This is a genomic window from Micromonospora sp. NPDC049107, assembly GCF_040648595.1.
Lineage (GTDB): Bacteria > Actinomycetota > Actinomycetes > Mycobacteriales > Micromonosporaceae > Micromonospora.
On sequence record NZ_JBEZEC010000011.1, the window covers coordinates 1 to 12495 of the forward strand.

11 protein-coding genes are annotated in these 12495 nt (G+C 72.7%); 5 read left to right on the forward strand and 6 right to left on the reverse strand.

Features of this window, described 5'->3' with window-relative positions:
- Window positions 1-124 precede the first annotated feature (124 nt).
- Window positions 125-943, reverse strand: a complete 819-nt coding sequence (locus AB0B55_RS25265) for a hypothetical protein (RefSeq protein WP_357134162.1) — start codon at window positions 941-943, stop codon at window positions 125-127.
- A 142-nt stretch (window positions 944-1085) separates the two neighbouring features.
- Here AB0B55_RS25265 and AB0B55_RS25270 point away from each other — a divergent pair, with 142 nt between their 5' ends.
- The 3 genes from AB0B55_RS25270 (at window position 1086) to AB0B55_RS25280 (ending at window position 6355) form a co-directional block, all read left to right on the forward strand.
- Window positions 1086-2918, forward strand: a complete 1833-nt coding sequence (locus AB0B55_RS25270) for a BTAD domain-containing putative transcriptional regulator (protein ID WP_357174277.1) — start codon at window positions 1086-1088, stop codon at window positions 2916-2918.
- A 56-nt stretch (window positions 2919-2974) separates the two neighbouring features.
- Window positions 2975-5113, forward strand: a complete 2139-nt coding sequence (locus AB0B55_RS25275) for a DEAD/DEAH box helicase (RefSeq protein WP_357174280.1) — start codon at window positions 2975-2977, stop codon at window positions 5111-5113.
- 123 nt (window positions 5114-5236) lie between these two features.
- Window positions 5237-6355, forward strand: coding sequence for a hypothetical protein (locus AB0B55_RS25280; RefSeq protein ID WP_357174283.1), 1119 nt, complete (start codon window positions 5237-5239; stop codon window positions 6353-6355).
- A 120-nt stretch (window positions 6356-6475) separates the two neighbouring features.
- On the opposite strand, the gene AB0B55_RS25285 is transcribed toward AB0B55_RS25280, so the two are convergent.
- A complete protein-coding gene (locus tag AB0B55_RS25285) occupies window positions 6476-6892 on the reverse strand; it encodes a helix-turn-helix domain-containing protein (RefSeq protein ID WP_355053372.1) in 417 nt (138 codons plus the stop codon).
- Between the two features lie 238 nt (window positions 6893-7130).
- Here AB0B55_RS25285 and AB0B55_RS25290 point away from each other — a divergent pair, with 238 nt between their 5' ends.
- Window positions 7131-7571, forward strand: coding sequence for a hypothetical protein (locus AB0B55_RS25290; RefSeq protein ID WP_357174286.1), 441 nt, complete (start codon window positions 7131-7133; stop codon window positions 7569-7571).
- Window positions 7572-7616: 45 nt separating this feature from the next.
- Here the strand turns inward: AB0B55_RS25290 and AB0B55_RS25295 are convergent, their stop codons facing one another.
- Both AB0B55_RS25295 and AB0B55_RS25300 read right to left on the reverse strand, forming a co-directional pair.
- Complete coding sequence (locus AB0B55_RS25295) at window positions 7617-8771, reverse strand: SAM-dependent methyltransferase (protein ID WP_357174289.1); 1155 nt, start codon at window positions 8769-8771, stop codon at window positions 7617-7619.
- Window positions 8772-8862: 91 nt separating this feature from the next.
- Complete coding sequence (locus AB0B55_RS25300; RefSeq protein WP_357134149.1) at window positions 8863-10548, reverse strand: DEAD/DEAH box helicase; 1686 nt, start codon at window positions 10546-10548, stop codon at window positions 8863-8865.
- Window positions 10549-10813: 265 nt separating this feature from the next.
- On the opposite strand from AB0B55_RS25300, the gene AB0B55_RS25305 reads away from it, so the two are divergent.
- Complete coding sequence (locus tag AB0B55_RS25305) at window positions 10814-11455, forward strand: ferritin-like fold-containing protein (protein WP_357174292.1); 642 nt, start codon at window positions 10814-10816, stop codon at window positions 11453-11455.
- 81 nt (window positions 11456-11536) lie between these two features.
- On the opposite strand, the gene AB0B55_RS25310 is transcribed toward AB0B55_RS25305, so the two are convergent.
- Both AB0B55_RS25310 and AB0B55_RS25315 read right to left on the reverse strand, forming a co-directional pair.
- The gene (locus tag AB0B55_RS25310) at window positions 11537-11764 is read right to left on the reverse strand and encodes a DUF3107 domain-containing protein (RefSeq protein WP_179781071.1); all 228 of its coding nucleotides are present in this window, start codon (window positions 11762-11764) and stop codon (window positions 11537-11539) included.
- A 64-nt stretch (window positions 11765-11828) separates the two neighbouring features.
- Window positions 11829-12467 carry a TetR/AcrR family transcriptional regulator gene (locus AB0B55_RS25315; RefSeq protein ID WP_355053367.1) on the reverse strand — a complete coding sequence of 213 codons (639 nt, stop codon included), beginning with the start codon at window positions 12465-12467 and terminating at the stop codon, window positions 11829-11831.
- Window positions 12468-12495 lie beyond the last annotated feature (28 nt).

Consider the following 12495-nt stretch of genomic DNA (forward strand, 5'->3'; position numbering starts at 1 on the left):
GGTTCGCGTCAGAATCCGGCCGGATCCTGACGCGAACCTCTTGATCAACAGGGTTGGGGGTGGGGGTGGGGGAGGGGGACAGGGTGGGGTGGCGGCCCCCCGTGTGGCCGCCGCCCGTTGTGGATCAGCCGTTCAGTAGGTCGTACGCCATTGCCGGTGCCTTCACGGCGGCGGCGCCGGTCGGCGCGGTGATCTTCGGCGCGCTGCCGTAGTCGGCGTACTTGACGACGTAGTCGTACGCCTTGGTCTTACCGGCGGCCGGCATCTTGAGCGTCAGCGACGCCAGGTGCTTGTCCGCACCGACCACGGCCGTGAACGGCACCTTCTTGCCCGCCTCGCCGAGGGCCGCCGCCTCGCCGTCCTCCAGTGCCTTCGCCGCCTCCCCGGCGCTCACGTCGATGAAACCGACGTACTGGCCGGGGCTCTTCTCCTGCACCTCGGTGGCCGCCTGGATCAGCGGACCCGCGTTGCCCTGGTCCACACCGTCGAACGTCGGGATGCTCGCGGCGTCGGTCAGCTTCGCGCGGTCCAGCTTCATCCACTTGTCGGGGAACTTCGGCAGGCCGGGACGGCCACTGAACTTCGCCTTCACCCAGTTCTGGTCCTTGATCACCAGGAACGACATCTTCACCACGACGCCGTCGTCCGGCGGCATGACCATGTTGATTTCGAATCCCTCGGACGCCGGGTCGATCCGACCGTCGATCGTGCTCGACGCGTCCTTGCCGCTGAACCGGAACGCCCCCTCGGTGCCGTCCGGGACGGCGGCGAGGAGCGCGTCCTTCGGACTGACGCTCGGGCTGGCGGACGGGCTGCTCGGTGGCGTCGCGGTGGGTTCGCTCTCCGCTCCGCAACCTGCGAGCAGGGTGGTCGCGGCCAGCACGGCGGCGACCGTACCGACCGTCCGTCGGATGGTGCCGGCGGTGCCCGTTGCCTGTGTCATCGCTTGTCTCTTTCTCGCTGCGTGGCTTCTGCCGACGAGGATGCTGCCGGCCGGCACGGCGGTTCGGCTGCCGATATGCTGCCGTCCGGCTGCCGGGCACTGCCGTCCGGCGGTCCCGGGGGTGTCAGGAGCGAGAACGCGCATGTCAGGCCAACTGCGTTTCGAGATTCTCGGGCCTCAGCGGGCCTGGTACGCCGACCGGGAGATCGACCTCGGTCCGGCCAAGCAGCGGGCGGTGCTCGCCGTACTGCTGCTCGCCGCCGGCCGCCCGGTGTCCACCGGGCAGATCGTCGACGCGGTCTGGCCGGAGGACCCGCCCGCGAACGGTCCCAACGTCGTGCAGAAGTACGTGGCCGGGCTGCGCCGGGTGCTGGAACCGGACCGGTCTCCCCGTACGCCGGGACAGGTGCTCAGCCTGACCGACGCCGGCTATTCGCTGCGGGTGGACCCCGAGGCGGTCGACGCGGTCCGCTTCGAACGGGGCGTACAGGCCGCCCGCCAGCGACACACGAGCGGGCGTACGGACGAGGCGCTCGCCGAACTGGCCGCCGCCCTGGACCTGTGGCAGGGGGAGCCGTTCACCGGCTTCGCCGGGCCGATCTTCGAGGCGGCCCGGCAGCGGCTGGTGGAGTTACGCGCCGTGGCGTTGGAGACCCGGTCCGAGTTGACGCTGGACCTCGGACGGCACCGCGAGACGATCGGTGAGCTGGTGGAGTTGGTGGCCGAGTTCCCTGTCCGGGAGCGGCTGCGACACCAACTCGTGCTCGCGCTCTATCGCAGCGGGCGGCAGGCGGAGGCGCTCGCCGCCTACCGGGAGTTCGGCGACCTGCTCCGCGAGGAGTACGGCATCGAGCCGGGCGAGGCGTTGCAGGAACTGCACCGGCGCATCCTGCGCTCCGACCCGACCCTGGCGGCGACCCCCCACACCGCCGAACCCCAGGCGCAACGCCCCGCCGAACCAGAGGCGCAGCGCACCGCCGCACCGGGGCCGCAGCGCACCGTCCAACCACAGGCGCAGCGCATCGCCGCACCGGAGACACCGCAGCCGGCGAACACGGCGCCCGCACCGGAGACACCGCAGCCGGCAGCCCCGGTGCCCGGACCGGAGGCTTCGCGGCCGGCGGCCACGCTGCCCGGACCGGCAACGTCGGTGGTCGCCCCCGTCGGTCTCCTCCCCTCCCCGCCGGGCCCGGCATCGCCGTCCGCCCTGTCTGTGCCGCCTCCCCCCGCGCTCATGCCCCTGCCACCTCCGGCGGCCCCCACGAAGCCCGCTCGGCGGGAGACGCCGCGTTGGGCGAGCAGGACGGTGACGATTCTCGGGACGGTGCTCGTCCTGCTCTCGTTCGGCTGCCTGACCTGGCTGGTGATCCTGGCCTACGCGGGGTGGCGGCGGAGCTGGCGTCTCGCGCTCGCGGGCCTCGGTTACCTGGCACTGCTCGTCGTCGAGGTGGTCATGCTCGACGTCGAGAGTCCGGAAGCCGAGGTGCCCGGACCACAGGCGGTGACCTTCCTCGGCCTGGCCCTCATCACCTGGCTCGCGGGGGCCGTGCACGTGGTGCTGCTCAGCCGTGGACTCTGGGCGGCGATCACCGGACGACCGGACAGTGCCCGCGGTCGCGCCGACGAGGAGCGGCGCATCCGCCGGGAGCACGCCCGCTACCTGCTCTACCACTACCCGGCGGCCCGTGCCGAGTTGGGACTCGGGCGACCCGACCTGCCCGGCACCTTCGACGACGGCGGTCTGGTCGACGTCAACGGGGTCCCGGAGCAGGTGCTCACGGCCCTGCCCGGTCTGACGGCCGAGCAGGGCCGGCAGATCGTGGTGGACCGCTGGCTGCGTGGCCCGTACGCCTCGATGGAAGAGTTCGCGTCGCGCTGCCTGCTGCCTCCCAGCGCGACCGAGCCGCTGCGCGACCTGTTGCTCTTTCTGCCCCCGGCGTCCCGGCCCGATGAGGCGCGAACGCGCGGATCGTGACCGGCACCTCCCGCGCGGGCGGGGGTTCTGACGTACGACGCTGGTAGAAATGCCGGATGGGCGACGAACGGGCGGCGGTACGGGAGCGGGCCGAGGCGGTGCTGCGTCGGCTGGCCGGTGAGCACGCCCGGCTGCGCGAGGACCAGTGGCGGGCCATCGAGGCGCTGGTCGTCGACCGACGCCGGGTGCTGTGCGTGCAGCGCACCGGTTGGGGCAAGTCGGCGGTCTACTTCGTGGCCACCGCGCTGCTCCGCGCCCGCGAGCAGAGTGGCGGGAGCGGCGAGCACGGTCCGACCGTCATCGTGTCGCCGCTGCTGGCTCTCATGCGCAACCAGGTGGAGGCGGCGGCCCGCGCCGGCATCCGGGCGCGCACGATCAACTCGGCGAACCTCGACGAGTGGGACGAGATCACCGCCGAAATCCAGGCCGGATCGGTGGACGTCCTGTTGATCAGTCCGGAACGCCTCAACAACCCGGACTTCCGCGACGGCGTGCTGCCGAAGCTGGCCGCGACGACCGGTCTGCTGGTGGTCGACGAGGCGCACTGCGTCTCCGACTGGGGGCACGACTTCCGGCCGGACTACCGGCGGCTGCGTACCTTCCTGGCCGAACTACCCGAGCGCACGCCGGTGCTGGCCACCACGGCCACCGCCAACGCGCGGGTCACCCAGGACGTCGCCGAGCAGTTGGGTGACGCGCTCGTCCTGCGCGGGACGCTGGACCGCGAGTCGCTGCGGCTCGGCGTCCTCGACCTGCCCAGCCCGGCGCACCGACTGGCGTGGCTCGCCGACCACCTGGACGAGTTGCCCGGCTCCGGCATCGTCTACACGCTGACCGTCGCGGCGGCGGGGGAGACCACCGAGTTCCTGCGCTCGCGGGGCTACCCGGTGGCGTCGTACACCGGCCAGGCCGAGGACGCCGACCGGCGCGCCGCCGAACAGGACCTGCTCGACAACAAGATCAAGGCGTTGGTCGCCACCAGCGCGCTCGGCATGGGCTTCGACAAACCCGACCTGGGCTTCGTCGTCCACCTCGGCGCACCGCCGTCGCCGATCGCGTACTACCAGCAGGTCGGCCGTGCCGGCCGCGCCGTCGAACACGCCGAGGTGCTGCTGCTGCCCGGCGTCGAGGACGCCGCCATCTGGCGCTACTTCGCCTCGCTGGCGTTCCCGCCGGAACAGCAGGTCCGTGCGGTGCTGGCCGCCCTGCACACCGACCGGCCGCTCTCCACCCAGGCCCTCGAACCCCTCGTCGACCTGCGCCGGGCCCGCCTGGAGCTGATGCTCAAGGTGCTCGACGTGGACGGCGCGGTCCGCCGGGTGCGCGGTGGCTGGCTCGCCACGGGCGAGCCCTGGGTCTACGACGAGGCCCGGTTGCGCCGCGTCGCCCAGGCGCGCACCGTCGAACAACAGGCCATGCGGGAGTACGCGTCGACGGGCGACTGCCGGATGCGATACCTACGGGAGCGCCTGGACGACACCGGTGCGACCGACTGCGGCCGGTGCGACAGGTGTGCCGGCCCGCTGTTCGCGGCGGACGTGTCGACGGCCGCGCTCGCCGCCGCGCAGACGTTCCTGGGCCGCCCCGGCGTCCAGATCGCGCCCAAAAAACTCTGGCCGACCGGGTTGGACGCGGTGGGCGTACCCCTCAAGGGCCGGATCGCCCCGGCGGACCAGGCGCTGCCCGGCCGCGCGGTCGGCCGCCTCTCCGACCTGGGGTGGGGCGGTCGGCTGCGGGACCTGGTCGGCCCGGAGTCGCCCGACGCGCCGGTGCCCGACGACGTGGCCGGCGCGGTGGTCGAGGTGCTGAAGGCCTGGGCGCACGGCGACGACCCGTGGCCCCGCCGGCCGGTGGCGGTGGTCGCCGTCTCGTCCCGCCGGCGGCCCCGGTTGGTCGGCTCCCTGGCCGAGCGGATCGCCGCCGTGGGCCGGCTGCCGCTGCTCGGCGCGGTCACGGCGACCGGCCCGGACGGCCCCGGCGGGCCGCGCGGCAACAGTGCCCAGCGGGTACGCGCGCTGCACGACGCCTTCTCCGTACCGCCCGAACTTGCCGACGCGCTGGCCGCGCTGGACGGGCCGGTGCTGCTCGTCGACGACCTGGTCGACTCGGGCTGGACGATGGCGATGGTCGCCCGGGAACTCCGGCGGGCCGGCGCTCCCGACGTGCTCCCGCTCGCGCTCGCCGTGGCCGGCTGAGTCGTCCGCGAGCGCCGGTCAACGGCGGCGGGCGGAAAGTTCCCGGGCCGGGCGGATTGCGACGGCCGCCACGCTGCCCCGGCGTCGGCCGGAACCCACCGGGCACGGCGGTACGGTGTCGGGATGAGCTGGACGCCGGCGGTGCCTGACCAGGCGGGCGCGTCCCCGTCGGACGCGAGCGCCGTCGCCGCCGACCGGGCTGGCGCGTCCCCGTCGGACGGGAGCCCTCTCGCCTCCGACCGGGCGGGCGAGGCGTTGTCGGGCGGGTCGGCCGCCACGGCCGTCTCGGCTCCGGGGGTTGCCGGTGCGGCCGACCGGAGCACGGTCCGGATGGCGCTGGTGGTGGGTGGTTTGGTGCTCGCCGTCCTGCTCGGCTTCGGCCTCGGTCGCCTGAACGGCGGCACCAACGTCAACGGCGGCGCCGGCCTCGGTGGCGGCACCACCGGCGGTACGGCGCTGACCCCCGACCACACCCACCCGGCGGGCACTGCGGCCCACGACCACGGATCCGTCACGGGCGCTGGCCAGGGCGCTGCCACCGAGCCGGGCGGTCTGTCGGTCAGCTCGGGCGGATACACGCTCGTGCCACTGGGCAGCGAATTTCCCGTCGGCCGCACCGGGCAACTGCGCTTCGAGGTACGCGACGCGCAACGTCGACCGGTCACCCGCTTCGCCGTCGTACACGACAAGCCGATGCACGTCATCGTGGTACGCCGGGACCTGACCGGCTACCAGCACCTGCACCCGACCATGACGCCGGACGGCATCTGGTCGGTGCCGGTGACCCTCCCGCAGCCCGGCGTCTGGCGGGCGTACGCGGACTTCACCGTGGTCGCCGACAACGGCGGCCAGAGCGCCGTGACCCTCGGCGTGGACCTGGTGGCGCCGGGCGCGTACCAGCCGCGTCCGCTGCCCGCGCCGGCCACCTCGACGACGGTTGACGGGTTCACGGTCGGCTACCAGGGCAGTCCGCAGGCCGGGGTGACGGTGCCGCTGACCTTCCGGATCGACGGTCCGAGCGGTGGCGCGGCGCTGGAGCGCTACCTCGGCGCGTACGGGCACCTGGTGGCGCTGCGCGAAGGCGACCTCGGCTACCTGCACGTGCATCCCGAACCGGAGTTGGCCGACGGCCAGGTCAAGTTCTGGCTGACCATCCCGAACCCCGGCCGTTACCGCCTCTACCTCGACTTCCAGGTAGCCACCAAGGTCCACACCGCCGAACTAACCCTGACCATCCCCTAACCCCCCGGCCCTCCTGGCCCCCTCCCGTCCCCGGCCCTCGCTGCGTCGATCATGAAGTTATTGCCACTCGCATCGGCGTGTCGTGGCAATAACTTCATGATCAACGCGGGGATCGGGGGGTTAGCCGGCTCGGCGGGTGGGGCGGCGAGCCAGGTAGCGGAGGAGGTCGCGGATGTGGTGCTTCTCCTCGGCCGGGACGGTGGGGTCGGCCAGCCGGTCCAGGATGGCGCGGACGTCGGCGTCGACCGGGCCGTCGTCGCTGCGGCGTCGGGGCGTCGGGCCCGCGTCAGGCAGTCCGAGGGCCCGGAACGCGGCCGCCACCGGCAGATCCAGAGCGGCACAGAAGCCGCGTACCTTCGCCAGTTCCGGATAGTCCTGCCAGTCACCGGCGAGCCAACGGAACACGGTGGAGCGGCCCACGCCCGTGTGCGCGGCGAGATCGGTCACGGTCCACCCGCGCTCTTCGCGGGCGTCGTCGATGGCCCGCCGGACGAAGCGGGCGAACGCCATCTGCGGTGTTACGTCTGCGGAACCCATCCGGTATGTCTTTCCCTCCCGGCCGAGCACTGGGAAGATGCGCCTCCGAGCGTAGTACGCCGAGGATCGGAAACCACTGACTGACCGCACAAACTGTCCCACGGATGAGACTCCACCTCGGGCAGTATTCGGACCGGTACCGAGCGATCATCATCGTTCTTCTACTAAGCTCGGTGCCCGTCCCGGCATGGCGCACGCGCGCCTGCCGCGTTCGCCCGGACCACCGCCGAGGAGCACCATGGCCGAATCGCGCCGTCCGCAGCCGTACCAGCCTGGTGCGGTGAGCCTCTTCTTCGTCGTCAAGGCCGGCGTCTTCGCCGCCGGGTGCTGGATCTGGCTGCTGGTCCTGGTGCTCCGCACCGACGCGGCGACCGGTGCCCACGTGCTGGCCGCCACCGGCGCGATCACCACCACGCTGGTCGCCGTGGTGCTGGGCGCCCGGATGGCGCTACAGCAGAACGCGGCCGTCCGGCACGCCGAGACGAAGAAGCTGCTCGTCGACATCTCCTGGAACGCGTTCACGGCCGCCGGCAACGCCGAGAGCTCGGGGAAGGTGGTGCCCTTCCCGAGCAGCCCGGTCGACGACGACCGCTCGACGCGCAACGGCGGAGACCGGGTGGCGGTCTTCGACCGATCCGGCAGCCGGGACCGGGGCGGCAACGCCGACCGCCGACGCTGACGCCGCTGCGAAGTCCCGGGCCTGCGGCAGGTCCAGCCGGCGAACCTAGCTGGCGGACCCCGTGTCGCCGGCCAGCAGGACCTCCAGCCGGGGCGTGACCTGCCACTGGTCGACCAGCTCGCGGTACTCCGTGTGCCGTGGGTCCGCGACACCGGTGTGGCGGGCGCGGATCAGCAGGTTGCGGGGGGTGTGCTGGGAGTCGACGAACTCCACCACCTCGGCCCGGTAACCGTGCGTCCGCAGCAACCCGGCGCGCAGCGCGTCGGTGAGCACGTCGGCGAAGCGCTCGCGCAGGATGCCCTGCCGGGTCAGCAACTCGTACGGCGCCGGGGTGGGCTGCGCGCGCAGCTGCTTGGCGAGGTCGTGGTGACAGCAGGGCGCGGCGAGTACCCAGCGGGCCTGCCAGCGCACCGCGCGGGCCAGCGCCTCGTCGGTGGCGGTGTCGCAGGCGTGCAGCGCCAGCACCAGGTCCGGGGCGGGTTCGACGACGGCCTCGGCGATCGTGCCGGCGACGAAGCTGACCTTGTCGGCCCAGCCCAGTCGCTGCGCCAGCTCGGTGTTGCGCCGGCGCTGGTCCTCCCGGACGTCCACGCCGACCAGCTCGACATCGAGCCCCCGACCCGTCAGGTAGCGGTAGGCGGCGAACGTCAGGTAGGCGTTGCCGCAGCCGAGGTCGACCACCCGCAGCGGACCGGTCAGGTCGTCGGGCAGGGTCGCGGCCAGGGCCCGCAGGAACGCGTCGACCTGGCGTCGTTTCGCCGCCGAGCCGCCGATCTCGGCGAAGATCGGGTCGCCGGGATCGAGCAGGTACTCCTTCGCCCGGTCGTTCCCAGCCGGTGTCGTCGCCGGTCGGGCCGTCGCCGCACGGTGTACCTGCGCCTCGCCGGACTTGGTCACCCGGAGCTGGAGGGTCGCGTCGGCGGTCTCCACGTGCCAGTTGCCGAAGGGCTCGGCCAGGAGCTCATCGACCGCCGCGTCGGCCTCGGGACCGGGAGCGACATTGCGGGTGTACGGGCGTACGCCGTCGGAGGTGGTGACCTGAAGTCGGGGCCCGGCCTTGAGCGTCACCGGCCGCAGTTCGGCCCGCTCGACCGTGGGGCGACGGCCGCGACGGCGTCCGGCGGCGACCGCCCGGGTCAGCGCGGGGTCGAGCAGCAGCGCCCGAACCTCGGTCAGGGCAGCGTCCAGTGGTTGCGGCATCGTTCCATCTTCAGCAGGTGGGGTGGGAAGAAGGGAACATCCCCCGCACCGCGTGAGGCGGTCCGGGGGATGTCGGATGGATCTCGCTGCGTCAGTCCGCGGTCGCCTCGGCCGGCGTACCCTCGCCGGAACCGCCACCACGACGGCGTCGGCGGCGGCGGGGCTTGGCGGCCTCGCCCTCGGCGGCGTCGACGGACTCGGCCGGCGCCGCGTCGGCCGCGATCACCGCGGTCGGCTCACCGGTCACCGTCTCGCCGGCCCGGCGGCGACGCCGGCGGCGCGGGGTGCGGGTGGCCTCGTCGCCAGCGGCGTCCGCAGGTGCTTCGGCGGCCGGCGGGCCGGCGTCGGCGCGGTCGCGGCGACCGTCACCCCGACCACGGCGCTCGCCCCGGGCCTCGCCACGACTCTCACCGCGTCGGCCGCCCCGGCCAGCGCTGTCGCCCCGGCGCGAGCGGGTGGTGCCGCCGAGGTCTTCCTCGATCTCGGCGGACAGCCCGGCGCGCGTCCGCTCGGCCGTGGGCAGCGTGCCGCTGACCTCGGTCGAGATGTGCAGGTCGGTGTAGAGGTGCGGGGAGGTGTGGTACGTCTCCGGCGGCTCGGGCATCTCCAGACCGAGGGTCTTGTCGATGATCCGCCAGCGCGGCATGTCGTCCCAGTCGACGAAGGTCACCGCGACGCCGGTCGCCCCGGCCCGACCGGTACGACCGATGCGGTGGGTGTAGGTGTCCTGATCTTCCGGGCAGTCGTAGTTGATGACGTGGGTGACACCGGTGACGTCCAGGCCCCGGGCCGCGACGTCGGTGGCGACCAGGATGTCGATCTTGCCGGCGCGGAAGGCCCGCAGGGCCCGCTCCCGGGCGCCCTGGCCGAGGTCACCGTGCACCGCGGCGACCGCGAACCCACGGAAGTCGAGATCCTCGGCGACCCGGTCGGCGGCCCGCTTGGTACGCGTGAAGATCATGGTCAGCCCACGACCCTCGGCCTGGAGGATGCGGGCCACCACCTCGACCTTGTTCATCGAGTGGGTGCGGTAGACCAGTTGCTGGGTCTGCGGCGACGGCCCGGTCTCGGCGGTGTGCCCGGCGTGGATCGTCATCGGCTGGCGCAGGAAGCGCCGGGACAGGGTGACGATCGGGTCCGGCATGGTCGCCGAGAAGAGCATCGTCTGCCGGTCTTCCGGAAGCATCGCCAGGATCTTCTCGACGTCGTCGAGGAAGCCCAGGTCGAGCATCCGGTCGGCCTCGTCCAGGACGAGCGCGCGTACCCGGTCGAGACGGAGATGCTTCTGCTTCTGCAGGTCCATCAGTCGACCCGGCGTGCCGACGAGGATCTCGACGCCCTTGCGCAGCGCGTCGATCTGCGGTTCGTACGCCACGCCGCCGTAGATCGGCAGCACCCGGACGCCGCGCGTCCGGCCGGCGGCGGCCAGGTCCTTGGCGACCTGGATGCCCAGCTCACGGGTCGGGACGACGACAAGCGCCTGGGGGACGCCGTCGCCACCCTCGCTCGGCGCGAAGACCCGCTCCAGCAACGGCACGCCGAAGCCGAGGGTCTTGCCGGTACCGGTGGGCGCCTGGCCGATGAGGTCGACGCCGCGCAGCGCGATCGGGATCGCGTACTCCTGAATGGCGAACGCGCGGGTGATGCCGGCCGCGGCCAGCGCCTCGACGGTCTCGTCGCGGGCGCCGAGGGCGGCGAAGGTGGGTGCCTCCGGTCGGACCGGGGCGGTGGGGGCCAGTTCCTGGCCGTCCATCAGATCTTGAGTCAGCTCGCTCATGTGGATGTGGGGGTGCCCTCTCGTGGGTGCGCCCCGTCATGTCCTCAGGGCGCGGTCGGTATGACGCGGGCCACACGGTCGGGGGCAGACTGCCGAGCCAGACCGGGCCGCACGCGCACCGCAGGCTGGACTTCGATCAGATCGGCGCCCACGGCAACTGCTCTATGCTACCCGAACAGGCAAGCTCACGTCCCGATTCCCGGTCGGCCAGCCGCCACGCGGGGGGATTGAATGTGAACTGCATCACACGCGGTAGCCTGCGCTCGTGTCCACCGCCGGTTCCGCCGTCCCCGACCTGCTCGGCCTGGTCGCCTTCGGTGAACTGCTCGCCTTCGAACGCATGGCCGCCGACGCGCGACTCGCGCCGGACCTGCGCCGGCGCGTCGAGCTGGACCAGATGGCCGCGGCCGAGATCGACAACTACCGCCGGCTCGCCGACCGGCTCGCCGCACTCGGTGTGCAACCGGAGGAGGCGATGGCGCCCTACGTGCGGCCGTTGCAGGCGTACCACGACTCCACCGAGCCGCGGGACTGGGCCGAGGCCGTCACCAAGGCGTACGTGGGCGACACCATCACCGACGACTTCATCAGGGAGATCGGCCACGCGCTGGACGGACCCGACCGGGCGCTGGTGCTCGACGTGCTGCACGACTCCCGGTACGCGGAATTCGCCGCCGCCGAGATCCGGCTGGCCGTCGCCGACGACCCACGGGTGGCCGGCCGGCTCTCCATGTGGGCCCGGCGACTGGTCGGCGAGGCCCTGTCCCAAGCCGGCCGCGTCGCCGCCGAACGCGCCACGCTCACCGTACTCATCATGCGGGCCGAGCGGATCGACGTGCCGGAACTCTTCGCGCGGCTCACCGCCGCGCACACCGCGCGAATGGCCGCCGTCGGACTGAACAACTGAGCGCCACTGGTCGGGCGCGTTCACGCGGTACCGGCCCGCGGCAGGTGGCGCGACGCCGACCTGCCGCGACGGCCGGACCGGTCAGCGGACGGTGAAACCGACCGCCCGGGGCGACGCCTCGGCGATCTCGACGTAGGCGACCTTCTCGACCGGAACGATGACCCGCCGGCCCTTCTCGTCGGTCAGGGAGAGCGTGCCGCCGTTGCCGGCGAAGGCGTCGGTCACGATCTGCTCGATCTCGGCCGGCGACTGCGCGCTGTCCACTACCAGCTCGCGTGGCGCGTACTGCACGCCGATCTTGACCTCCACTGTGCCTCCTCAACTGGGGCGAGAGAACCGCCCTGCGAAGGCTATCCGATCACGGGCCCGGCGGTCAGGCTGACTCACCTTGCAGCGGGAAGCTCGCGATGCCCCGCCACGACAGCGCGGCCACCAACGCCTCAGCTTCGGCCTTCGGCACCTGTCGGCCGCCGGCCAGCCAGAACTGCGCGGCCGTCTCCGCCGCGCCGACCAGCCCGGAGGCGAGCAACTCGGCATGCGACCGGCTCACGCCCGTGTCGGAGATGATGGTGTCGGTGATCGCCGCGATGCAGCCCTGCTCGACCCGCTCCACCCGCTGCCGCACCGCCGGGTCGTTACGCAGGTCCGACTCGAAGACGAGGCGGAACGCCTCGCTCTCGTGATCGACGAAGTCGAAGTACGCCCGGACCGACGCGCTGACCCGTTCCTTGTTGTCGCTGGTCCCCCGCATCGCCTCCTGCACCTGAGCGACGATGGCGTCACAGTGGGTGTCCAACAGCGCCAGGTAGAGGTCCATCTTCCCGGGGAAGTGTTGGTAGAGCACCGGCTTGGAGACCCCGGCCCGCTCGGCGATGTCGTCCATCGCCGCAGCGTGGTAGCCCTGCGCGACGAACACCTCCTGGGCCGCCGCGAGCAGCTGCTTACGACGCGCGGAGCGGGGCAGGCGCGTGGGCCTACCAGCGGTCTGTGCGCCGTTCCCCACAGCCGTCATGGGATCCTCCGAGTTCTTCGTACGAGCC